Genomic DNA, 22299 nt, shown 5'->3' with positions numbered 1-22299 from the left:
ATCTTTCATAATCCTTATATAGCCATGAACTAATTTTATTATCGATGGAAGTTGGAAAAACATACTAAATTTGATCCCTACGCTTCTGTTTTGAACTATCTTTCAATAACACCCGGTAGGTGGGAGATCAAATACAGAGAAATGATAAGAGGGAAATCTGGGAAAGATCATCTATTCGATGCTGTATACAAATCTGAACTTAATGAGATCGTCACTGTCATGATCGCCCCGAATTCTTCTGATATTTCGAAGATGGCAAAGGAATTCAATTATAATTCAGAGGATATTGGCGCCAAGAGGAAATTTCTCATAACCTGTGGTGAGATAGAATCGGATACAATAGAGAACTTCAAGTCCCAAGGTATATCTGTTCTAATACTACCCAGCATCTTCTGCAAGGGCGAAGGTATAGGAAATGATGCTGAAATTCCTGATAATATCATTCAGGATATGCCAGAAAATGATGGTGGTGAAGCTCAGAGGAAAAGATCTCGCGCAAATATAATAATGGATCTGATATCCACGATAAGGGAGAATTCAAATCAGATACCATTGACCAGACTATTCTATGCCTGCAATCTAAATCACAGGATGGGAAAGGGCATAATAGAAGATCTGGAGCGGTCTGGCATAGTCTGTATAAAGAAATCAGGGTCCAATAGGAATCTAGTGGAATTAACCCAGAAGGGGATTTTGCTCGCGAATGATTATGAATTCATACGTGATATATTGGGAAAATAGAATGTCTATCTTTTTTTATGACCCAGCACTGAATTTATTCTCTCATATGCTTCGATGAATCTCAATCCTTTATCCGTAACCCTGAACTCGGATCTTTCATTTTTTGATTTCCTTTCTATGAGGCCACTTCTGGAAAGCATATCGAGGATATCCCGTGCTATATTATAGTTTGTATTTACTTTATATATCAGTCTTGTTATTCCTATCTGTCCATCAGTGTTGTATAATTCTCTCAATATACCAAATACGAGGTCCCCACGATCTCTATTTTTTCTATTAGGGCTAATACTAGTTAAAGACTCCATAAATGAACACCTGATGATCAGATATAAACATTTTGTAATTATAGCTGATCTAGAAAAATGCCCAAAAATTAAAATTTTATTAGGTGTCAGACAAAAATTCATTGTGAACAAATTACATTGCCATGAGGCGTTAAAAGCCATTTAAAAAATTCGAAGATCCCTTCTATCGATTATCATGGAATTAAATATCAAAGCTACATATCTTTCGGTTCCAACCTAAAAATATTTATTTTTACAGCTTTTCTAAATGCAATCGATTTTAAAATTTATATGTAAAAATGTTTATTGACATCAGTGTCTGACTAACGAGACTTTTTAGCATCTTAAAAAAGGATTGCTGAAGTTTTCAGAACTTTGGTATTGCTTTGAGAATCATAAGTGATACCAGCATGAAATATGTCAATATGGAGGAATAAAATGATATATAAAATACGGTCTTCGGATACATTTTCCACCAGAAGAGGTAGCACAGGAAAACAATGAAAAGACCCGCAAAATAAATGAATATATAAATGACCACGTTCACTGGGTAGATTGAAAAAAACCATTTCATAGCTGGCAATTTAAAAAATACAATTACAGATATCAACGCCAAAATTGTACCTAACCATCGATACATGTTTTTTAGCCTTACTATAGTAGAGAAAGATGATATCATGGCAATTGCGAAAAGAGAGATCAGCGGCATATAAACTGCAAAGTTCATCTCAAAGCTGTAGTTTGGCATAAACAGGGAAGATCTATCAATTCCAAGCATAGCATATACAATGAGGATCCACGTGCTAGCCGTAAGTGTTGATGTTGATAGCATCTTAAGATTCTGATTGAACAGCAAATTTTGGAACCCTGATCTGTTCTTCAGTCTTTCATATTGATTCAGATCTGATTGATCTTTCTTTACTTGAATAGATGGGTCTTCCTTTTTATGACCGGCATCTCTCTTAATGATCTTGGGTTGTATGAAGGTTTTTTCACTGGTAATTGCCTGAAAGACGAATCCAGTCAGAATTGCCGAGATAACGAATTGCGGAATCAACGCGATAAGTAATGAAAGATCAGGATTCAAAGGCACTACCTCGTAATGATGAATAGCAGTTTATGCACCATATGTTCATTCCGAAGAATAGTTTTCTATACGAGCATGTATCATTTAAAAAAGCCAGATCAACATTATTCAGGATGCAAACGTTAGTTGATTTCAAATCCTTTATGCTTTCGGGTTTATTCCCACATACTTTAACTGGTATATCCAGTGATCCATTTTTCACTTTGCATATTCCAGGAGTTTTTTCCATCAGATCCGCTACGGGGTATGGATTCCACTTATGATGGAGGTGCAACTCACCTCGCCATGCATATCTTACATTTTTTTGTTGCTTTAACCATAATACCTTTTGATATCGATCAATCTTTTCATCAACTGAATTTGAGATTGAAATAGCAGCAATAGTCATCGTATATAAATACCATAAGAATATTTATAAAGGTTTCCATTGGTATAGACGTTTTTGATCGATTAAAACTTTGGGATCAATGTCTTCACCAATCGCGAATTTAAATTTTGTTCTGTCTAACTCATACATACACAAAATTAAATGTGAAATTAAGGTATTGACCCACGCTGTTATTCGTATCTGGTGGTTTTTCATAGTAAAAACCAATATAATAGGGTACGAAATTTGGATACTGCATATTGAACGGGCCTTCCAGAGTTTGATTGTAAATTATAGTACCTAGCGAAGATTCGCTCTGATAGCCTTCCTTGATATACACGGAAAGAGCTGATGTTTCGCTGCTGTTGAGAACTTTATTCGCCTGCTTTGCTATCTGATCGAGCGTAAGATTGAACGAGGCATTTTTATCCAGGCCATTTCCTATGGATAGTATGTTGAGAAAATAATCTGTGTTAGAAACGTTCCAATTTACATGGATTCTTAGTACACCAGTTATGTTGATATAATTTCCAGAAACAGTACCGTTTTCTATAGTCCATACAAATGTGGCCCCTTTATATTCAGTCGCATTGCTGGTGAGATTTATGATGATCGGCTTCTGCACGAGGAATCCGTTTCCATTTGCGTGAGATATTATCATGACGTCGCCTTCGGCTGGTATAGCTATAAGCGCTATCGCAATCAGAATTATGAAGAGCGAGAACATGATTCTTAAACCGGAATTCATATTTGTACAATATAAACAATGCAATGCTGAATATAAATATTACTAATATTAAATAAATATGTAATTATGATAAGTTATCGTGGATTGAAACTGTATTTCCAAATCTCTATAAGTATTATGTGGTTTATTTTTTACGTTTTCTATAGAAATCATAAATTTTGCTGTATGGCAGGAAGATTAAAGCTGCTATTATTATGATGGAGGCAAAGAGATAATCGTATGAATTTTTGGCGACTTCGTTCGAATAGGGCCATTGCCCATATGCCTTTAGAATATTGAGCTTTATGAGCCCAAACCATGGTATATCCCAGAATGCCATACCTATTATATTGGATGAATTTACTGGGGCATTTGTTATTCCAACATTCTGATCTGCGGCCTCATAAGCGTTCAGGCTTGAGTTGTATATTCCACGGTAAGCCAGATTGAAATCCCCCACAGTAATAAACCCACTTTCATTAACCATTCCTCTGAGATATACAACAAGATTTCTGTGAGAAAAGCCAACGTCATATATCAGAATATACATCTTAGTTACCTTCATCCAGCTCTGATTATGAAACCCTTGGACCACCGGCATTCCATCAGCCCAGGAAAGATAGAACATTGCTCTATGTATTATTGTCTGACCTTCTGGATTCTTGTATAGGATAACATTTCCATACTCGCCATATGTTGAGAATCCAGTTTGTCGCCCAACAACGTAGGTTATGACCGGACCGGGAACGCTTGATACTCTCTTAACGAATACGATATCGCCGACATTCATCGTCCCGTATGTCCAGTAGTCTGAATGGGTCATGCTCTCAGAAGCTATGGTATCCACTGGAGGCCATATCCCGGAATATATTGTCACAGACGTCAGAAAAATTACTACGCCAATGATCACTGCAATAGCTATTATCCTCCTTAAGTCCATCAAGACATCATGATAACCAAATAATAAATAGTTTTTTATTTAAAAAATTAAAAAATATAGATAACCTTCGCTAACAGAGGTGGATACGCAAAAAAAGAAAATAGGTCTATTTCAATCTCAGAAGGCCTCGGACATTGTCAATGTGAATGACGGCGCTGTGCTTGGGGCACCGGAACCGATAACGAATGCTACGTAGATGGTTTCTCCCTTATGTACACCAGAGAATGTCAGTGCTGTTTGGCTTGCTGTTGAGCTGAGCGTAAAGTTCATGGTATGGGCTGGAATTGCGGTGGAAGCGAAAGGACTGGTGCTGAAATATATATACGATCCTTCAGGGAATGGGTTCGTAACCGTGATATTTATCATAAACGTACCTGAGGTTGAACTTGTGAAGTTTATGTCAAGCACATTGACCTCATATATGGTCTCATTCGTCATGTATCCAATGGTCATATTTCCTATGAACTCTGTCGAACTCACCATGTCAGGTGTCCATTTAAAACCTGCAGCTTCACTAGCCGCCATATAGTTGCTGCCAGGTTGCACATAAAAAGCCGGTCCTATTTCATGTCCTGTTCCGCCGCTGAAGCCAACGACAAGAACGTCTGCAACCGCCACAGCCGGCAGTACGGTTGCAACCACTGCGACCAATACCAACATCATCTTCCTATTCATTTTCTTTCACCGTTTGCTCTTTCGAGCACAATTAAAGTAAGCGGTCATGATATTTAATCGAAAAGAACAGATAATATGTAGTATCGTTACTAATCTTGCATACAGAAAAATATTCCATTCAGGATATGCCGGAAGGCGGAGAAATTTAAATCATCAAGCATCAGCATCTTTTTAAACGATATTTCATGACATCTAAGGTTGAAATATGGAAAGTATGAATGGTGAGATGATCACCATCATCTGTGAGAACAGAATTCCAAGATCTGTGAGGCGCATATAGATCCTGTGTCTTATTTTTATTTCTTCAATGAGGCCTGCCTTTTTCATTCCAACAAGCAGAGAGGAACCTGTTCTAAAATTCATACAGCTCCTGTGCAGAAGTTCTGTCTTGGTCAGTGGCCTGTCCGAAGCCATCAATGTTCTGATAACCCTGTATACCTCAGAGAATTTATCCCTGCTAACAATGTAATTTAGTTTCATTTTCTTTGATGGGTAGGGATCCTTAAGCACGACTGCCACGTCAAAAGAATGGGATGGGATGGGTATGCTATGATCAACTCCTTTTATAGCAATATTGGCAAATTTCTGATCAGCTTCTGCCCCAGAACCTTTCGCTTTAAGCGGAACGGAAGGATCCATGATCAATTACAATAAAGTACCTTATATAATGCCTATGTAAGCTTCATACTTATCTCTGGTAAGTATTATTTTCATATATCCTCTATGAAACAATGAAAAGGCGCGAATTTCAGATACCACTTTACTGCTTATTTTCTGTAAGTTCTTTCCGTTCATAACGGATTTGAATGAACATCACATGTTTTCATGGTCTCTTATGAATTCGAAAAACATAGGATTTACGATTGGAGCGATATTGATCGTTGCTCTGTCTCTCCTGGCTTTTTCAGTAGCCGGAAGCGGTTTTAATCCGCAGACAATGGGCGGGCCCAATGAGCAGCCACTGATCGCACTCAGTGGATCATCACTGAATCAGCAGACTGGAAACATTTCATCCGGATATTCGCTGATCCCGTATCAGAGCGCATACGATCCCTCGGCTGTTATAAGCGTTTTCATTGCACTTGAGCCCAGCGGTGATATTCAGGCATACGTGAACGGACTCTATGATCCCAGTAGTTCCTACTACCATCAGTTTCTCACTCCCTCGCAGATAGGCAACAGGTTTGGTGTGAGTCCATACGTCTACGGCGAATTTGTCCAATACTTCGAGAGTTATGGCATATATGTTTCACAAAATCCCAGTCGCCTTGATCTATATCTAACAGGAACTGTATCGCAGTTTGAGAGCGCCTTCCATACAACGATCCAATCCTTCAGATACCAGTACACATCGAATGGTATTTGGAATCCATTATTTGGTAACAGCAGTGCTGTGAAGGGTTCCGTCACGTATTCTCAACCATTCTATGCTGCCACAGGCGATCTGAAACTCCCCGGCGATCTTGAACATTATGTCTCTGGCATCTCCGGTCTGAATGGTCTCTTCGCACAGCCAGATCTTATGCTTCCCTATGGGCTTTCTCCCACCATGGTTTCTGCTGCTGGTTCCGGATCTGGCAACAACGACCCGGGCGTGACGTACATTCCGTCAATAGACAACATACAGAACCTGACATATGCCAACTACACGTGGGCAACGCCTGTAGCTGTCGGCCCGGTACTCGGCTTCCCATCTGATCTAGGCAACTATCAGTTCGTATTTCCAAGCACTATGCATATACTCACCGGCGCAGAAAATCTCTGGAACGGAGCTGATGCGATACGCGAAAGTCCCGACCTTGGACAGGGAATAACCGTAGCAGTGATTGAGGTTGGATTCCCGATCCCGTCCGATATGGCTCAGTTCTCTCAGCAGGTATTCGGAAATCCAAACCAGCTTCCTGACAGGCTCACATACATAGGTGTAGGTATACCGTCAGTGTTTGACGGCATAATAGACGGCTTCAACTATGGATGGACTCTGGAAACCGAGCTGGATATAGAGTATATCGCAGCCATGGCTCCTATGGCCCACATTGACGTTGTAGCTGTGCCTAACCCTGAATTTTCCAGCTTCGATAATGCATATCAGTTTATAGCGCAGTACCTTGTCAACAACGATCCTGTTTCTGCAATACCCAGCGGAAACGTAGTTTTCGGACCAACCGCAGGTGCCACAAACATAACGATAACAAGCAATTCATACGGCGCTCCAGAATGGGAAGCAGTATTCTTGGGATCACCAATGTACGTTACGGTTGAAGATGAACTGCTTGCTCAGCTTAACGCGGTTGGTGTTACTAATTTCTTTGCCTCGGGAGATGAGGGATCAAACTCCATGGCCGCCTCACCGTCTATGCCCTCTCAGTCGCCGTTTGCAACATCGGTTGGTGGTGGTCAGGCAACCGCTGAATCGAATGGCGTTGAGTTCCCATTAACTAACGTGATCGTAAACTACAGCATATTTGGAATATCCATACCGATGTATGTCGCTTCGGCGACAGGCCTGGCCAGCTTCACATACTGGAGCTACGGGTTTGGCTTCGATGGTACTTTCAAGGGAGAAATAGGTGGTGGTTTCGGAGAATCAGTTATGGAACAGCAGCCATGGTATGAAGCGGGCCTTGACGTGTATGACACCGGAGCATTGATAGATCCAATAGTATCCGGCCCGGCTGCCTTCAATATGTCCATATACGGATTCGGAACATGGAACCTCTTCTATGGAGGTACATCATTTGCAACACCGATAACTGCAGGTGAATGGGCTCTTATAGAAGAACAGGCTTCCATGCTTCCATCCGCGACTCCAAAGATGGGCAATGTAAATCCACTGCTGTTTGAAGCTCACAATGCCTATAACGCCAACGTCCCCGGAATTTCCAATCCATACGTCGATATGATAAATATAGGTAAGGGTTTCAATTATGGCCCCATCAACGACTATTCCTGGTACCTCTTCAACCTCAGCATCAGCGAGCCCAGCGATCCTGTGCTTCCTGGCTGGTACGCGACCTTATTCAATCCTGCCGGCAGTGGCTGGAACTTCCTGCAGGGCCTTGGATTCATAAATGCCGCGGCAATGTCTAAAGATCTTATAGGCACGGTTTCTGAGGAGGGCTACTCGCTTATCAATCCTGCCTTCAGCGTGATGATGGTGACTCCGTCTGGCCTATCCCCATTCACAACCCTTACGTCTGGACAGATGTATACATTCAGGATAGTGACGTCAAATGGCGCGATTGCCGGCAGTAACTACATGATAGATGCATTCAGCGGTGGCGTCATGACCCAGATAACACCCAATGCCACAGGCTTCTTCAACTATACGCCATCATATTCAAGGCTGAGCTTCCTGGGCAATGCAACTGAATACGGCTATTTCTTGGTCTCGGTGATGAACTCGCCTGTGGTCATGCCGGCATGGGATTTCCAGCAGTTTGGGGTTTCACAGCCTATGGCCAGCGGAAACCTAGTGCTGACCGTAACGAATCCCGAAGGTATTGCGGAGACAGGAACAGTTGAAATACCGATGTTCACCACAACGCTGACAGGCTTCTACAACACCTATGGAATTGGACCAGCGGAAGTTATGCTTAACGGGGAGCCCGTAGCTAGCGCAGTAGTCTCAGAAATATCCGTCAATGTTAGCCAGTTCTACCTTATCGACCCAACGATGCCGGTATCGTCCTACGCGCCGGGTGTCACCTTAGGGCACTTCCTGACCGATGCGCGTGGCAATTTCGCCTTCTGGACCGATGCACTCCTTGCGGAGACCAACGGCACACTTCTCACACAGGTAGTCCAGCTCAGGGCTACCTACGACGGACTTACCTCGAACACCGTCACCGTATATATAGAACCACAGGCTGGCGACTTCATACCCAGCATCAACTACGTTTCAGGGCATTACATATCTGGAGTTGTAGATTTTGCTGATATGAAATACGTAAACTACGTCAATATATCTATCGGATCCATGCCAGGCCAGTACACTAACGTGAGCTATCCACCGCTGTTCTTCGATAGCAGGGCCAATACCACAGTGAGCGGTATATCAAATGGCTACATACCGTTCAACTTCACGATCCTGCCACCACCCGGACAGACCATAATGCTGAATATGACGGCTTCTGGTATCAACGATCTGAGCGTGTCATTCAGCTTCTTCGGATTCACCTTCCTAATATACGATATACAGCACCCCATCATATGGCATTATACGCTGCCTGTTAGCAATCCTGGGCCAGATCCATCTGCCTCAATATCTGGATCCCAGAAAGGCATAGTTTCTGGATCCTTTGGAATATCATATTCCTCCTCATGGCCTGGTAGCAATATTGAGGGCAAACTAAACGTTTACAGCAGCTCCAAACAGATGATCTTGACGCGCAGCGGAACAACTGGAAATGTAGAGATAAACACCGAATCTCTCAGCGACGGATACTACTATGCGGTATTCACTGTTTCCACGCCAACTGGTCTTTCTGCATCTGCAACATATGGATTCTTCGTCTACAACGATGTATATAATCTTCAGAACAATCTGACAAGTGCAGAAAAAGCCATCGCCTCATATTCATCGACTGCCACAGGTTATTCCTCATCCAGCGCTTTGAAGTCTTCATTGATCGCTGCATTGATGGATCAGTTTAACCAGAGTGTGAAGGATCTCAATACACTTCAGGCGCAGGCTGAGGTGCTTTACAGCAGTGGCATGATAAATTCAACGACATACAACACCGTTCAGACACAGATATCTTCCTATAGATCAGATCTTAAGACCTATCATGCTGAGATAACTTCAATGGCTGAACATCTGACAGGCCCGCAGATCGTAAGAAGTTCTGGCATATTTGGCAGCTATCCCACTGGTCTAATCGCAATGATCTCGTCCGTAATAATAGCGGGCATAATACTAACGGTCTCCATCGCTCTTATAATACCCAGAAGAAAGAAAATAAAATGATAAAATCTGAATATTAAGAACAGTTAAAAATTTCATTTATTTTAAATTATTTTGATCCTTTTTCAAGATATTGCTTGATCTTGAACCTTATGCAGTCCATGAACCTGTCATGATGATCTGATCTTTTCTTTGCGATGTAATCCAGAGCAAGAGGATCATCTAATATCTCCCGTATATCCTGCTTGATAAGTTGAGATATCTTATTGACATCGGGCGATGATGATACCTTTCTTCCCTTCACCATTTTTTCTATAAAAGGATCTGTTTCAATGATCCAGTTTTTGATCATTTTTTCAATTTCTTCTTTGCGCAATGAGAGCGTTTTCATTATCTGCTTGACAGATTTATTCTCACATCTCAATTCTGCAACCATTTCTTCTGTGTTTTTGTTCCGGTCATGATCTTTTTCAGCCATGCAGATTATCACCATGAGAGACTTCGGATACTTTATAACTTTCTAAGATATCAATACCATTCAAAAAATATGTCATGAGCAAAGAAGATCCAAGTGAGCTACTCCTAAGCTAAAGCATCGGGGCTTCCCTTCATCGGAGAGACCTCTGCCTCTCCGAACATCCGTAGAAGCTATATATCGCTATAACCACAGGCGTGAATTCGGACTGCACAAGCTATATTATTATAAATCTTGCAAAATTCTATGTTGAATATTCCAGTGGAATACCACGCATATATGATCGCGAAAGCTATTGGGATTTATGGCTTCTCAAGAATCATAACATTCCTTTAAATATGCATGATCCCTAATCATAATTATGAAATGGATAACAAGAGAAAGAGCTATGGTGGACAGAATTGCCTGCCCTTGGCTGATAAAAAGGTTCATTGATCCTGATGCTGAATTTATCTATGTTCCGCCTCAGGAAGTATTGAAAAGAGCTAAAGAACTTAATGCCGTGCCATTCGATGTCGAAAATGTAGAACTGACGCATTTCAGGGAAGGAAATGAAGAACGAGTCAGTTTTGACGCGTTTATCAAAAAGTATAACCTGCGGGATCCTGCTCTCCTTGAGCTTGCGAGGATAGTCAGAGGCGCTGATGCAAAGATCGACAACCCCCCTCCAGAAAGCCCAGGAATGAAGGCGCTGGCAAGGGGATTCAGGGAAATTGCAAGAGATGATCTGGAAAATATAAAACTACAGTTTCCTGCATATGATGCACTATACGCATATTGCAAGATGAAGGTAGCTGCCAAAAATAATGCTTTATAAGAATACGGAAAATCTATAAATACAGGTTAATTTGTTTTTGATTAGACTGAATTAATATTCTATATGGCTTATAATACTATTAATAATTAAGGTTACGTGTAACTTCAAAAGTATCATCTCATTGAAAACCGATATTGAAAAATTGCGGAATTATTGAATGTTGAAGAAATGGGATTCGTTGGGTTCTATGAAGTCGATAAGAAGATTGTGATAAGGAGAATTGAATAAGTTATATATCTTCCCAGAAAACGATCGATGGCTTTCCTTATCCTCATTAATGTCCACTTATCTATCGCCCTCTGTCCCGTGACCTGACCCGATAGCACGCGTGGCAGATTGTAGCCAGAAGGGCCTATATTTATAGGAAAGTTAGGTGTTTGAGCGGAGCTGTAAAACTCTTTCTTCGGACAAGAGATGCACGGACTTCCTCAATTGAGATAATTTATCAATAAGTTTGCTAGACTAATAATAGATGTTCAGGACTATTAAACTGAAACTACCATACAATAGGTCATTAATTGAAGCAGTGAAGCAGTTCAGGGATGCATGTCAGTTGGTTCTGGACTATGGTTTTGATAACAGGACGTTCAAGTTCTATCCTGACTCACATGCGATATCCCTCACCACAGTACAGGGCAGGCTGGCATATCAAGTGGCTCATTCACCCCTGATCGATAAATACAGGGGTGAATACACAAATGCAGGAAATGCGGATTCCAACTCAATGCGGATCTGAATGCCTCAAGGAACATCGAAGTGCCCGGTACATCTGGGTACTTCAGGCTGCTGTCAGCCAGCCGATCGTTGCGGTTCAATGAAACCTCGTCTACGGGTGAAGGGGAAACCAGCAGCAAGCTCCGAAGCTTTAGCGAGGAGTAGCTGACAAGCACAACATTGATTATCTATCATACCATCCTTCTGCTCCAAAGCGTACATTGTTGGGGAACCTACAAACAGTGAAGGCAACAGAATTTCCATGCAGACATTCTACATCGACAAAAAGGTGAGGTAGTTAGCTAAAATAGAAACAGTGGTGACTGCAGCACCAGACGATCCAAACATACTGCTCAAATCAACAATAGCATTTTATATCGAGTTCTTCAAACGTTGTCCTACCCTGACCAAGGTAAATCGATCATTCTAATAATGATAGATCAGAATTATGCCCTCCTCCCTTTTCCTCATACTCACGAAGCAGGGTATAGTTTGTAATGGCGAAGACAGAACAGGAAAAATGATCTGAACGGAAAGCATACATAAGGATAAAAAAGTAGTACTACCATATCAACATTGAATAACCTGAATGCAGAATGGGCCCGACCGGATTCGAACCGGTGACCTCCGCCGTGTCAGGGCGACATCATACCACTAGACTACGAGCCCATATAAGGCAAAGGGAAATGAATAATGAGAATTTAACCTTTTTTGATTTTTTCCTCATAACCCCGTTCAATCACTTATTACTGTTCCTGATTCAATGCTCTCTCCAGAAGTGATTATCAGGCTGATGTTGCGTTCCCTGGCTAACTTCAAAGCTTTAGGATGCACAACTCTGGCTCCGGCCTCACACAACTCCAGGGCCCTTTCATAATCAATTCTTCTTGCAAGTGATTTGCTGTCTGTTATATTCAGATATATTCCTGGAACATCCTTGACGAGCACCACTCTGTCTATACCGAGAATTGCGGCAACTGCAACCGCAGAGTAATCACTGGAGTTCCTTCCGAGCACGCGGGTCTTTCCAAACTTATCTGATCCGAAGAATCCGGTCACTATGGGTATTTGTTTCATGTCCATTATATCTTCAATTTTCCTTAAAAACAAGGATGATGCCTGTATATCTATTTCGGAATCTGCGCTGGAATCGTTTATCATGATCCCCGAACTGTCTGCATACACTGGGATAGATTTTAGCCCGTTCTGCGTCAGAAACCTGGCGATGACGTAGGCGGAGATCTTCTCTCCATAGGAGACGTATGAATCCCTTTCCTTTATGCTGTCTTGCGATATCTGAAAATCGCCAGAATAGGAGAATTCTTCCTTGATCATTCTTAAATGCATATTGATAAGATCCTTTAGACCATTCAACCTGCATTCGCCACACTCGTAAAGATCATAGAGTGCATCCGTGATCCCCTTAAAGGCACTAACGACTATAACAGGATCTTCAAAATGTCTCACGATGCTGTCTATTCGAACAAGGGAGGAACTATCCTTCAATACTGATCCTCCTATCTTCACAACACATTTTCCCCTCAAATCAATCCCTCTGCATGGGCAAGTTCAGCGTTAAGGAGCGTGGAACCGGCCGCACCTCTCACAATATTGTTAACCAATAACACAAAGTCCAAACTTCTGGCCTTCACCCTGATCCTTCCAATCGATACGGACATGCCCGCTTTGAGACCCGGGCCGCCGTTCATACCATCGATTGCGGGTTGTGGCCTGTCATCTTCCTGCACCATGACAACAGAATTCTCAGGCAGTGAAGGTAGATCCGTCTTCAGAGAGCCATTCCTGTAGTTTTTGAATTCTTCCAGAATTGTTTCAGCATCTATGTCCTTCCTAAATCTAACGTGTATGGATTCAAGATGTCCTATTTTTACTGGAACACGTGTGGCTGTTGCATATATCTCCGCGTTCAACTTGCCTGAAAATATCTTTGCTGTTTCTCTCTCTATCTTGGTTTCCTCCTTCGCGATATATGGGATAACGTTATCTATTATATCGATGGAAGCCATCCCGGGATAACCTGCACCACTCACAGATTGAAGGGTTGTCACGTCTATCTCCTCAATAGCTTCGTGAATTATCGGATCAATGCCAAGTGAAAGGCCGATGGTACTGCAATTGCCGTTCGCAATGATGAAGCCGTCGCTCCTGATCCTGTTGATCAAATCGCCATTTATCTCCGGGATAATTATGGGAACATCCGGCTCCATTCTATTTGCGGAAGCATTTGTGAAAACAGGGATCCCAGATTCTGCAAGCCTTCTTTCTATTACACCTGCCCTTTCATCGCTGACGGCGCTGAATATGATGTCATTTCTATCCTTTATAATGAGATCGGCATCACTTTCTTTCACAAGAATATCTTCGTACTTGGCCGGTATATTTCCGTAGGCCGCTTCTCCGTATTTTCTATTTGCACTCCTATCCGATGCATACACATTGGATAATTCGAAATAGGGGTGATCTACAATCATCTTAGAGATGAGCGAACCAACAATGCCTGTTGAACCTATCAATCCAACTTTTATCTTATCCATGGATCAGCACCATATTACCTATAGTCATATTTTAATTCCCATTTACCATATTTCTTATAAAGCATTCAGAGTTTTACCCCTAAATGCTTACCAAATTGTGCATTTACTATGTTATCATCCAGTTTGTGTTTTCCAGTATAAGAATTAAATATTTCTAATTTCTATAATAATAAATTACCGTTGGTAATTAGTGTACGGATCTCATTCTGTTATGGAAAAATTTCGCAATCATGCAGGAAGCTTGAACGAAATTAAATTAATACAGGTCAGGATAAAGATCAGATGAATGATCACGTCTTTCCTCCTTCACTAGACTATCTTGCTACCATAAGGGTAAGCGTACCTAATCCCGTTCCAGAACGTCTTCTCAAGATGTTTCCAGGATACAACGAAGAGAACAAGAGGTACAACTTCGGTGCTATGTTCGCGAGAGAAAATGGAAGGTGGAGGATGTTTATAAATGCCTTCAAGACTCTCAAGACTGATGAAGTTGAATCTGTTGTTGATTACATAAATTCCTTCTACACAAAGATGGGGCTGGGAAAGGTCATGAAGCATGATACAAACGCCCTGATAAGAGATATATCTGAAGTTTCCAATGCGTCCATCAACCGGCTGGCATCGATCCCTGGCCTCACAATGTACCCAGTAATAAGCCTAGGGAGGGATGAACTCATAATCGCCTTTGAGTTCGTTGAAGATGCCCTTGACTCCGTTACTAAGCTGGTGCTTGACTACGTAAATCTCGCTCCATTACCTGCCGAGATCATTAGACTGGAAAGGCTTGAAGGATTAACTGTTCCATCATTTAGAATAGCCATAGAAAGAAAGGACATAAATCCGAATATGGTGCTTGTGATAAGGACAACCTGGACTCTCTCAGACGAGGAACTTACAACCAATTCAGGAGGTTTATTTCAGAACACTATGAATTTCAGAATGAAGTATGTTGCATCAGACACCAATGAGATCATAGCTAGAGTTCATAACAGCAATATAAAATTCAATGGTCAGTTCGAAATATATAAATCAAACAAGAACTCAAAGATTGTACAGTTCCATCTTGAGAGTAGCTGGTTCCATGATTTCTTCTTTGACATAGTCAAAAGTGTTATGGGCCCGATTGATTACTGGGGATACAGCGATGGGGCGGGCCATCTTGACAACTACTTCTTGATAAGAAGAGAAGATCAGATAGATTTTTTCAAAGCGCTGGGAAAATACTGGTCAAATCCAAAAAGATCAGTTCATAAGAATCGCATAGTTGAGGTACTACCTCTTCATGATCTTCTACCAGCTTCTCCGGAATAACCTGATGGTTTGGCTGGATCATATCTTTTTATATATATTTGAAACACACTGGACCATTACGATTAGTATTCTGCATTTGAGATGGTTATTTATATTAGTTTTATATTGAGTTTCAGGGTGCTCAATAATGGCACAGTCAGTGAAGACGATGGTGGAAGGTGGGAAGGCCACCACGGGACCACCCATAGGACCTGCACTAGGTCCACTTGGATTGAACGTTGCCCAGGTAGTCAAAGAAATTAATGAAAAGACTAAAGAATTCCAGGGAATGAGAGTCCCTGTTACTATTACTGTTGTGGATCCTGAGACAAAGAAATACGAAATAACCGTTGGGATTCCTCCCACCTCTGCACTGTTGAAGAAGAAGCTTGGTATTGAAAAGGGAGCTGCAAAGAGAAAGGAGGCAGTGGCTGGAAATGCTACGCTGGATCAGATAGTGGAAGTCGCGAAGACTAAAATGGTTTCCATGCTGGCCAGTGATCTGAAGGCTGCTACGCTGGAAGTGCTGGGGACATGCGTCTCCATGGGGATAAATGTTGATGGAAAGGACCCCAAGGAAGTCCAGCGCCAGATAAAAGCCGGAGAAATATCCATTTGAAGAGGTGGGATGATTGAACATCAATGACGTGAAGAAGGCAGTTAACGAAGTAAAGGAGAAATCTCCACAAAGGAAATTTGAGGAAAGCGTGGAGATTGCAATAAATCTCAAAGACGTTGACATGAGTAATCCCAAAAACAGGATTAATGAAGAAATTCTGCTTCCAAATGGTCGAGGAAAGGACGTAAAGGTTGCTGTATTTGGTTCTGACGAGCTCAAGGCAAAGGCCAGAGGTTCAGCAGATTTCGTCTTCGGAGCTGAGGATATATCAAAATTCGCCGAGGACAAGAAGGCGTTCAAGAAGATCGTAAATCAGGCTTATTTCTTCATAGCCGAGGCAACACTGATGGCCAACATAGGTAAAAGCCTTGGTCAGGTCCTCGGCCCAAGAGGAAAGATGCCCAGGCCTATACCGCCCGGACAGGATCCTGCTCCTCTGATCAAGAATCTGAAGAACACCGTGAAGGCAAGGAGCAGAAATGCCCTGACCTTCCACGTACCAGTCGGCACAAGATCCATGGACACAGACAAGATCAGCGAAAACATAATGGCAGTTATGAACAGGATAACCGGCAAGCTTGAACGTGGTGCATCAAATATACGCAGCGTGTACGTGAAGACAACCATGGGTAATGCCATCGAAATATCGGCCGGTGATGAAAAATGAAGGAAGTCAGCCAGAAGAAGAAGGAACTTGTTAATGAAATCACCCAGAGGATCAAAAATTCAAGATCCGTTGCTCTGGTAGATACAGCAGGTATAAGGACAAGACAGATACAAGATATCAGGGGAAAGAATAGGGGAAAGATTACCCTAAAGGTATTAAAGAAGACCCTTTTGTTCAAAGCGCTTGACAGTATGGGTGATAGCAATCTCGCTAAACTCAAGGAGAATTCTGGAGGACAGATAGCCTTAATCACATCGGATCTGGATCCCACTGAGATATACAGGATAATAGAGTCTACCTTCCAGAAGACCGCTCCGCGCGGTGGCGAGATTGCACCAGAAGACATAGTCATTCAGCCAATGACAACAGGTTTTCCACCAGGACCAATGATGACGGAATTCCAGAAGGTAGGTCTTCAGACGGGCGTTGAGAAGGGCAAGATAGCTATAAAGAAGGAGACTGTGTTCGTCAAGAAGGGAGAAACGATATCCAAAGACAAGGCCAAGATACTGGAGATGCTCGAAATCAAACCACTTGAAGTCGGACTTCAGCTGCTAGGCCTATACAGCGAAGGGCTGATCTATTCAAAGGATGTTCTGGCCCTTACACCGGATAAGATTGCAGGTGAGCTTGCAAGCGCATTTGCCCAAGCTAAATCATTGGCGAAGACTTCAATGTTCTTCGTGGATGAGGTTCTCAAAGATCTGTTAGCTGAGGCTAAGATAAAGGCTGATGCTCTTGCACTCGCAGGGCAGTTCATAACAGAAGACAATGTGAAGGACTTCCTAGTGAGAGCCAATGCGAATGCGATAATTTTAAACAATGTTTTGAATAAGGGTAATACACAGGAAACCCCTGAAGAGAATAAGGAAGAGGCGAAAACGGAGGAAAAATCGCCTGATGAGAGCATATCCGAGGGACTCGGTGCTCTGTTTCAATAGGAGGTAATGAAGATGGAATATGTATATGGAGCTCTGCTGCTTCATGCAGCTGGAAAGGAAGTAGATGAAGAAAAGCTGAAAAAGGTACTGGAAGACGTTGGCGTTCAGGTCGATGAGGCCAGACTTAAAACACTGGTTTCTGGACTAAAGGGCGTTAACATAGATGAGGTTCTGAAGAATGCCTCCGTGGCCCAGGTTGCTGCTGCACCAGCTCCTGCTGCGGAAGAAAAGAAGAAGGAAGAGCCAAAGAAGAAAGAGGAGAAGAAGAAAGAAGAGGACAAGGAACACGAAGAAGAAGAGGCAATGTCTGGACTGAGCGCACTCTTCGGATGATCCTAAATGGATTACTACGATCTCACATGGGGATTGCTGAAGTATTTTATCCCCATTGTTCTATTTATTATAGCGATCGCATACAACAATATTATATTGCTTATAATAGCGTTGATATGGATATTGGGATCGATATTCGTCTCCCTGATGCTCATGGAGGACGACAAAAATTATAGCATATGAGATTATTTTACAATTTTCGTTTTAAATATTATTGAGCTAATGAAACCTACTATTCATTGCGTTTCATCATGATGTGTATCTCCTAAATGATGCTTTTAGGTTCTCTATTATCATTATCATCTTTCCAGCTTTATCTATGTCTGTCTCCTTAAATTTTATGAATCTTTAAAGCAGGCGAAGTCTCTGCATATTCTATCCAAAGATCAGAGTTTTTTTGCTTCCACTAGGCCTATAAACTTTCTGTGAATATTGAATCTTTAAATAAGACTCGTAGAAAGTTATATTATGTAATAAAGATACATAATTTTCTAACATAATTTAAATTCCTTTTCGTTTAATATTCACTATTGTTACTTTAATTGCCTTTAACAGGTGTAAGAATAGGATGTGAGGAAATGAATAGAAAGATGATGTTGGTATTGGTAGCAGTGGTTGCAACCGTACTGCCGGCTGTGGCGGTTGCAGACGTTCTTGTCGTTGGCTTCAGCGGCGGAACAGGGGTACAGGTTCAACCTTTATTCTACATACAGCCTGGAAGCAACTATATGGCGGCGAACATGAGCGTAGGATTTGGGTGGCACGCTAGATCTAGCAGCGAAAGCGAAGTGATAGGTAACATAACTCTTGGAGTCATGACCAACGAGACCATATATGAAGTCAATGTTCTTGACATTAACTTTACTAGCTCCATGCCGGGAACATTCAACGTAACCATTAATGTCCCAAGCGCTAAGACTGATGCTGCATCTGGTAGCAGTGCGTTTCCAGCTAGTACAACGATCTATCTCTCAGAAACTCCGTTTACAATAAGTGGAACGACTATCTCTAACTCCGGACCGGTGTATTCGTTTTCACTGGCAAGCCCTGGAAGTGAAACATTCACCTTTGATGATGTAGCGCATGGAACAACGATATATGTAGCGTTTGAGATCGGATCTGGATCTATATCATCTGGTACCAGTGCACCATCCTTCAGCCTGAGCATGAGCGAATCTATAAATTAAATTTAAAAATAGATTCTATTTTTTATTTTATATGCAGATAGACCATCACAGTATACCATTATGAAAATTCAAGGTTAACAGCTATTTTATCAGATCGTTGAACTATCAATGTACAATTGTGATCTCCGGCGATGAAATATAGGTATATTTCCATTGATGAAATGCTATTCTGATGATATTTAACATGTATTTCCAGATCATGCCAATCCGTTATTTAACAAGATTCAATTCCTTAAGCTTGTTCATGACCTCAAGCGCATGATCTTTCGGCGTCACCTTAGGATAAACATACGCTATCTTTCCATATGGATCTATTATATATGTCACACGTTTTGCCGTGGCCAGTCCAAGCACGCCGTATTTCTTAACGATATCCTTCGATTTATCTGAAGCCAGTGTGAAGTTCAGATTGTATTTTTCAGCAAACCTCTTGTGCGACTCTGGCGAGTCAACACTCACCCCTATAACCTCAACGCCGGCCTCTCTGAACGAATTGAAATTATCCCTGAAATTGCAGGCCTCTGTTGTACATCCTGGAGTATTATCCTTAGGATAAAAGTACAGAACAACAGGCTTTCCTCTGTAAGAACTTAGCTTCACAGTGTTTCCATTCTGATCGATCGTCTCAAAATCCGGAGCCATTTCACCAATATTTAAAAGTTCCATATAGTAAGATATGTTATTAATTAATAAAGGTTATGATATCCTTCCTGACTGATTCAAAAAAGCATAATATTAAAGATCAAAATGATCAGAGGAATGGTGCCATAAGCAAAGGCATTATGACCGTTGCATCACCATACACGTTCACATACCTCGCATCAGGCCTCACTTTCTTCCACGAAATTGCCTCCTCAAGCTTCGCACCAGAAAGCGATCCATCGTATTCCTGGGCGGTAGTCACATAAACTGCGTAATCCAATCCATCGCGGAACTGATTCCACCAGATGGTATGATGCTTCGATATTCCTCCGCCTATCATTATTGCGCCCGTCTTCTTTGCATCGAATATTATATCCGACAGCCTGTGCTCGTCCTCAAGAAGGTTTATCTTGAAGTCATGGTGCTGCTCATAGAAGCTCCAGAGCTGTGATCCAAAGGAGCCGTCAGTTATTCCAGGCACGAACACAGGTATGTTGTTTCTGGCCGCGTTGTAGAGTATTGAGCGATCGTCGTTTATATCAAGACCAACCTCCCTTATGAGATCAACGGTTGCCCATTCCTTCTTTTTTCCGTACAATTTCTCCAGCGATTCCATGACCTTCTCCTCGATGATCTCTCCGTAGGATTCGTCGGGAACCAGTACATTGCCGAGTCTGTTTATGCCTATGTCCCTCAGCTCAACATCGCTGTAGCTGAAGGATCCACAGTAGTAATCCCTGTAAGTTCTGGCTATGTCGTGATCAAGCGTTCCAGATGTTGTTATTATCACATCCACGAGCTTTCTCTTCACAATTTCATTTATGACTCCGCGCAATCCAGTGGATATTATATCGGCCGGAAATGAAAGAAACGTTGTGTTCTCCTCCTGCAGCATATCCCTTATTATGGTGTATGCCTCATATATCTTCGCCGCAGTGAATCCACCAACGCTTGAGAACTGAGACATGAGGTCGCCAAGTTTTGTTTCTGCACTTATTGAGAGATCTCTGACCGGTCTAGTCAAAAGCTGCTTTCTATCCATGAAAGTATATTGTATCGCTGATTTTAGCTTTCTGCATTGACAGATTCACGGTAAAGAATTTTCAATCGGCTAAAATCTAAATACGCACAAACAATAAAAGCGGGATGAAGTTAATAGAAAATTGGTTTTCAGAAAGATATTCAGACAATCTGCAGCTCTCATTCAGGGTAAGCGATCAGCTCCTGTCCATAAAGACCGATTATCAGAGGATCGATCTGTTCGACACCTATGATTTCGGTAAGCTCCTAGCCATAGACGGTACCGTACAGCTTACCGAGAGGGATGAATACATCTACCATGAACTCATAACGATGGTGCCGTATCACCTCACCCAGAAACCTCCAGAGAGCGCCCTCATCATCGGAGGCGGTGATGGTGGAGCAGCGAGGCGCCTTCTCGATCTCGGCCTGAAGCACATAGTAAATGTTGAAATAGACGATCAAGTGGTCGAGGTGTCGAAAAGATTCTTTCCAAATCTATCCTCTGCCTTCAGTGATAGCCACGTCAAGCTGCTAATACAGGATGGTATAAAATACGTTAAGAATACGGAAGAAAAGTTCGATCTAATAATAATCGATTCAACCGATCCAGAAGGACCAGCCGAAGGCCTGTTCTCAAAGGAGTTCTATGCAGACACAAAGAGGATCATGAACCAGGGGGCAGTCCTGGTATCGCAGTCCGGCTCTCCATTTTACCAGCCAAAGGCAATAAAACTTGCCTATTCCGGCATGAAAGAGGTTTTCAATGATGTGCGCGTCTATACTGGATTCATACCGACTTATCCGAGCGGTTTCTGGTCGTTCACTGTCGCATCGCCTTGGACAATGAAGCCGAGGCCGGTCAGCATCTCAGGAAAATACTTCAATGCTGAGGTAATGGACGGATCGTTCAAACTGCCACAGTTTGTGAAGGATCTGATCACTTGACCTTCCATTTTTCCTTTGCCTGATCCAACTGTATCTTGTAGCTTTTTCCCAGTCTAGCGGCGAGCATCTCTAGATCGTTCATATTCCTCACAAAGATGCTCTTGCTTGGGCTGTTGATCATGGATTCGAACTTAGCCCTATCGCTGAGATTCTTCACCATAAGATAGGCCATCGTAATTGTAAAGATGAAGCTCAGGGCAAATATCCAGTATACCCAGTCACCAACATCAAAGGCTGCAGCATCTAGAAATGCATTGTGGAACAGTAGCTGGTTTGAAGCTATTATGAGTACGGTGAAGCTTGCCACAAATACAACAGCATAGATGATGAACTGATAGTCTCTGATGGATCGTTCCATATTCTG

26 protein-coding genes and 1 tRNA gene are annotated in these 22299 nt (G+C 42.1%); 13 read left to right on the top strand and 14 right to left on the bottom strand.

Features of this window, described 5'->3' with window-relative positions; translation table 11 throughout:
• Positions 1-90 precede the first annotated feature (90 nt).
• Positions 91-741 (top strand): winged helix-turn-helix domain-containing protein, encoded by a 651-nt coding sequence (locus DMB44_RS01955; protein ID WP_153280107.1) that lies wholly within the window; start codon positions 91-93, stop codon positions 739-741.
• A 5-nt stretch (positions 742-746) separates the two neighbouring features.
• On the opposite strand, the gene DMB44_RS01950 is transcribed toward DMB44_RS01955, so the two are convergent.
• From DMB44_RS01950 to DMB44_RS01920, 7 genes are all read right to left on the bottom strand, one after another.
• Positions 747-1046 carry a winged helix-turn-helix domain-containing protein gene (locus DMB44_RS01950; protein ID WP_161952077.1) on the bottom strand — a complete coding sequence of 100 codons (300 nt, stop codon included), beginning with the start codon at positions 1044-1046 and terminating at the stop codon, positions 747-749.
• A gap of 346 nt (positions 1047-1392) precedes the next feature.
• Positions 1393-2112, bottom strand: a complete 720-nt coding sequence (locus tag DMB44_RS01945; protein WP_110640369.1) for a hypothetical protein — start codon at positions 2110-2112, stop codon at positions 1393-1395.
• Positions 2102-2500, bottom strand: coding sequence for a hypothetical protein (locus DMB44_RS01940; protein WP_110640368.1), 399 nt, complete (start codon positions 2498-2500; stop codon positions 2102-2104). The genes DMB44_RS01945 and DMB44_RS01940 overlap by 11 nt, the downstream gene beginning before the upstream one ends.
• A 121-nt stretch (positions 2501-2621) precedes the next feature.
• Positions 2622-3206, bottom strand: coding sequence for a hypothetical protein (locus tag DMB44_RS01935; RefSeq protein WP_153280106.1), 585 nt, complete (start codon positions 3204-3206; stop codon positions 2622-2624).
• A gap of 145 nt (positions 3207-3351) precedes the next feature.
• Complete coding sequence (locus tag DMB44_RS01930; RefSeq protein ID WP_237265230.1) at positions 3352-4146, bottom strand: S26 family signal peptidase; 795 nt, start codon at positions 4144-4146, stop codon at positions 3352-3354.
• Between the two features lie 117 nt (positions 4147-4263).
• The gene (locus DMB44_RS01925) at positions 4264-4821 is read right to left on the bottom strand and encodes a hypothetical protein (RefSeq protein WP_110640366.1); all 558 of its coding nucleotides are present in this window, start codon (positions 4819-4821) and stop codon (positions 4264-4266) included.
• 192 nt (positions 4822-5013) lie between these two features.
• The gene (locus tag DMB44_RS01920) at positions 5014-5460 is read right to left on the bottom strand and encodes a hypothetical protein (RefSeq protein WP_110640365.1); all 447 of its coding nucleotides are present in this window, start codon (positions 5458-5460) and stop codon (positions 5014-5016) included.
• 196 nt (positions 5461-5656) lie between these two features.
• Between DMB44_RS01920 and DMB44_RS01915 the strand changes: the two genes are divergently transcribed.
• Positions 5657-9790, top strand: coding sequence for a protease pro-enzyme activation domain-containing protein (locus DMB44_RS01915; RefSeq protein WP_110640364.1), 4134 nt, complete (start codon positions 5657-5659; stop codon positions 9788-9790).
• 46 nt (positions 9791-9836) lie between these two features.
• Here the strand turns inward: DMB44_RS01915 and DMB44_RS01910 are convergent, their stop codons facing one another.
• Complete coding sequence (locus DMB44_RS01910; protein ID WP_110640626.1) at positions 9837-10205, bottom strand: hypothetical protein; 369 nt, start codon at positions 10203-10205, stop codon at positions 9837-9839.
• Positions 10206-10563: 358 nt separating this feature from the next.
• On the opposite strand from DMB44_RS01910, the gene DMB44_RS01905 reads away from it, so the two are divergent.
• The 3 genes from DMB44_RS01905 to DMB44_RS09595 all read left to right on the top strand — a co-directional run bounded on the left by DMB44_RS01905 (position 10564) and on the right by DMB44_RS09595 (position 11898).
• A complete protein-coding gene (locus DMB44_RS01905; protein ID WP_110640363.1) occupies positions 10564-11019 on the top strand; it encodes a chromate resistance protein ChrB domain-containing protein in 456 nt (151 codons plus the stop codon).
• Positions 11020-11491: 472 nt separating this feature from the next.
• Complete coding sequence (locus DMB44_RS09545) at positions 11492-11755, top strand: hypothetical protein (protein WP_237265229.1); 264 nt, start codon at positions 11492-11494, stop codon at positions 11753-11755.
• A gap of 20 nt (positions 11756-11775) precedes the next feature.
• Positions 11776-11898, top strand: coding sequence for a hypothetical protein (locus tag DMB44_RS09595; RefSeq protein WP_255414299.1), 123 nt, complete (start codon positions 11776-11778; stop codon positions 11896-11898).
• 432 nt (positions 11899-12330) lie between these two features.
• Here the strand turns inward: DMB44_RS09595 and DMB44_RS01895 are convergent.
• From DMB44_RS01895 to asd, 3 genes are all read right to left on the bottom strand, one after another.
• Positions 12331-12402, bottom strand: a tRNA-Val gene (locus DMB44_RS01895).
• A gap of 66 nt (positions 12403-12468) precedes the next feature.
• Complete coding sequence (locus tag DMB44_RS01890) at positions 12469-13278, bottom strand: aspartate kinase (RefSeq protein ID WP_161952076.1); 810 nt, start codon at positions 13276-13278, stop codon at positions 12469-12471.
• Positions 13275-14288, bottom strand: a complete 1014-nt coding sequence (gene asd / locus DMB44_RS01885; protein ID WP_110640361.1) for an aspartate-semialdehyde dehydrogenase — start codon at positions 14286-14288, stop codon at positions 13275-13277. The genes DMB44_RS01890 and asd overlap by 4 nt, the downstream gene beginning before the upstream one ends.
• A gap of 282 nt (positions 14289-14570) precedes the next feature.
• Here asd and DMB44_RS01880 point away from each other — a divergent pair, with 282 nt between their 5' ends.
• The 7 genes from DMB44_RS01880 to DMB44_RS01855 all read left to right on the top strand — a co-directional run bounded on the left by DMB44_RS01880 (position 14571) and on the right by DMB44_RS01855 (position 19325).
• Entirely contained in the window at positions 14571-15599 is a 1029-nt protein-coding gene (locus DMB44_RS01880; protein ID WP_110640360.1) for a hypothetical protein, read from the top strand.
• A gap of 127 nt (positions 15600-15726) precedes the next feature.
• Positions 15727-16197 carry a 50S ribosomal protein L11 gene (locus tag DMB44_RS01875; RefSeq protein WP_110640359.1) on the top strand — a complete coding sequence of 157 codons (471 nt, stop codon included), beginning with the start codon at positions 15727-15729 and terminating at the stop codon, positions 16195-16197.
• 13 nt (positions 16198-16210) lie between these two features.
• Positions 16211-16864, top strand: coding sequence for a 50S ribosomal protein L1 (locus DMB44_RS01870; protein WP_110640358.1), 654 nt, complete (start codon positions 16211-16213; stop codon positions 16862-16864).
• Entirely contained in the window at positions 16861-17805 is a 945-nt protein-coding gene (locus tag DMB44_RS01865) for a 50S ribosomal protein L10 (RefSeq protein ID WP_110640357.1), read from the top strand. The genes DMB44_RS01870 and DMB44_RS01865 overlap by 4 nt, the downstream gene beginning before the upstream one ends.
• A gap of 12 nt (positions 17806-17817) precedes the next feature.
• Positions 17818-18138, top strand: a complete 321-nt coding sequence (gene rpl12p, locus DMB44_RS01860) for a 50S ribosomal protein P1 (RefSeq protein WP_110640624.1) — start codon at positions 17818-17820, stop codon at positions 18136-18138.
• Positions 18139-18144: 6 nt separating this feature from the next.
• Positions 18145-18321, top strand: a complete 177-nt coding sequence (locus DMB44_RS09235) for a hypothetical protein (protein WP_153280105.1) — start codon at positions 18145-18147, stop codon at positions 18319-18321.
• Positions 18322-18716: 395 nt separating this feature from the next.
• Positions 18717-19325, top strand: a complete 609-nt coding sequence (locus DMB44_RS01855) for a hypothetical protein (protein ID WP_110640356.1) — start codon at positions 18717-18719, stop codon at positions 19323-19325.
• A gap of 210 nt (positions 19326-19535) precedes the next feature.
• Here DMB44_RS01855 and DMB44_RS01850 read toward each other — a convergent pair whose 3' ends face one another.
• Both DMB44_RS01850 and DMB44_RS01845 read right to left on the bottom strand, forming a co-directional pair.
• Positions 19536-19991, bottom strand: coding sequence for a peroxiredoxin (locus DMB44_RS01850; protein ID WP_110640355.1), 456 nt, complete (start codon positions 19989-19991; stop codon positions 19536-19538).
• Between the two features lie 85 nt (positions 19992-20076).
• The gene (locus DMB44_RS01845) at positions 20077-21009 is read right to left on the bottom strand and encodes a deoxyhypusine synthase (protein WP_110640354.1); all 933 of its coding nucleotides are present in this window, start codon (positions 21007-21009) and stop codon (positions 20077-20079) included.
• Between the two features lie 104 nt (positions 21010-21113).
• On the opposite strand from DMB44_RS01845, the gene speE reads away from it, so the two are divergent.
• On the top strand, positions 21114-21935 hold the full coding sequence (gene speE, locus DMB44_RS01840) for a polyamine aminopropyltransferase (RefSeq protein WP_110640353.1): 822 nt from the start codon (positions 21114-21116) through the stop codon (positions 21933-21935).
• Here speE and DMB44_RS01835 read toward each other — a convergent pair.
• Entirely contained in the window at positions 21928-22293 is a 366-nt protein-coding gene (locus DMB44_RS01835; protein WP_110640352.1) for a DUF3198 domain-containing protein, read from the bottom strand. The genes speE and DMB44_RS01835 overlap by 8 nt on opposite strands.
• Positions 22294-22299 lie beyond the last annotated feature (6 nt).

Origin of the sequence: Thermoplasma sp. Kam2015 (genome assembly GCF_003205235.1) — an archaeon.
Lineage (GTDB): Archaea > Thermoplasmatota > Thermoplasmata > Thermoplasmatales > Thermoplasmataceae > Thermoplasma.
The sequence above is the reverse complement of the archived record's forward strand: the minus strand, read 5'-3'. Positions and strand labels throughout refer to the sequence as shown.

Excerpts from the sequence above, each read along its gene's own strand:
- DMB44_RS01935 (WP_153280106.1), bottom strand. The coding sequence starts at position 3,206 with ATGTTCTCGCTCTTCATAATTCTGATTGCGATAGCGCTTATAGCTATA.
- DMB44_RS01850 (WP_110640355.1), bottom strand. The coding sequence starts at position 19,991 with ATGGAACTTTTAAATATTGGTGAAATGGCTCCGGATTTTGAGACGATC.
- asd (WP_110640361.1), bottom strand. The coding sequence starts at position 14,288 with ATGGATAAGATAAAAGTTGGATTGATAGGTTCAACAGGCATTGTTGGT.
- DMB44_RS01880 (WP_110640360.1), top strand. The coding sequence starts at position 14,571 with ATGAATGATCACGTCTTTCCTCCTTCACTAGACTATCTTGCTACCATA.
- DMB44_RS01930 (WP_237265230.1), bottom strand. The coding sequence starts at position 4,146 with ATGGACTTAAGGAGGATAATAGCTATTGCAGTGATCATTGGCGTAGTA.
- DMB44_RS01865 (WP_110640357.1), top strand. The coding sequence starts at position 16,861 with ATGAAGGAAGTCAGCCAGAAGAAGAAGGAACTTGTTAATGAAATCACC.
- DMB44_RS01925 (WP_110640366.1), bottom strand. The coding sequence starts at position 4,821 with ATGAATAGGAAGATGATGTTGGTATTGGTCGCAGTGGTTGCAACCGTA.
- DMB44_RS09545 (WP_237265229.1), top strand. The coding sequence starts at position 11,492 with ATGTTCAGGACTATTAAACTGAAACTACCATACAATAGGTCATTAATT.
- DMB44_RS01845 (WP_110640354.1), bottom strand. The coding sequence starts at position 21,009 with ATGGATAGAAAGCAGCTTTTGACTAGACCGGTCAGAGATCTCTCAATA.
- DMB44_RS01940 (WP_110640368.1), bottom strand. The coding sequence starts at position 2,500 with ATGACTATTGCTGCTATTTCAATCTCAAATTCAGTTGATGAAAAGATT.
- DMB44_RS01905 (WP_110640363.1), top strand. The coding sequence starts at position 10,564 with ATGAAATGGATAACAAGAGAAAGAGCTATGGTGGACAGAATTGCCTGC.
- DMB44_RS01855 (WP_110640356.1), top strand. The coding sequence starts at position 18,717 with ATGAATAGAAAGATGATGTTGGTATTGGTAGCAGTGGTTGCAACCGTA.
- speE (WP_110640353.1), top strand. The coding sequence starts at position 21,114 with ATGAAGTTAATAGAAAATTGGTTTTCAGAAAGATATTCAGACAATCTG.
- rpl12p (WP_110640624.1), top strand. The coding sequence starts at position 17,818 with ATGGAATATGTATATGGAGCTCTGCTGCTTCATGCAGCTGGAAAGGAA.
- DMB44_RS01950 (WP_161952077.1), bottom strand. The coding sequence starts at position 1,046 with ATGGAGTCTTTAACTAGTATTAGCCCTAATAGAAAAAATAGAGATCGT.
- DMB44_RS01910 (WP_110640626.1), bottom strand. The coding sequence starts at position 10,205 with ATGGCTGAAAAAGATCATGACCGGAACAAAAACACAGAAGAAATGGTT.
- DMB44_RS01915 (WP_110640364.1), top strand. The coding sequence starts at position 5,657 with ATGAATTCGAAAAACATAGGATTTACGATTGGAGCGATATTGATCGTT.
- DMB44_RS01920 (WP_110640365.1), bottom strand. The coding sequence starts at position 5,460 with ATGGATCCTTCCGTTCCGCTTAAAGCGAAAGGTTCTGGGGCAGAAGCT.
- DMB44_RS01835 (WP_110640352.1), bottom strand. The coding sequence starts at position 22,293 with ATGGAACGATCCATCAGAGACTATCAGTTCATCATCTATGCTGTTGTA.
- DMB44_RS01875 (WP_110640359.1), top strand. The coding sequence starts at position 15,727 with ATGGCACAGTCAGTGAAGACGATGGTGGAAGGTGGGAAGGCCACCACG.
- DMB44_RS09235 (WP_153280105.1), top strand. The coding sequence starts at position 18,145 with ATGGATTACTACGATCTCACATGGGGATTGCTGAAGTATTTTATCCCC.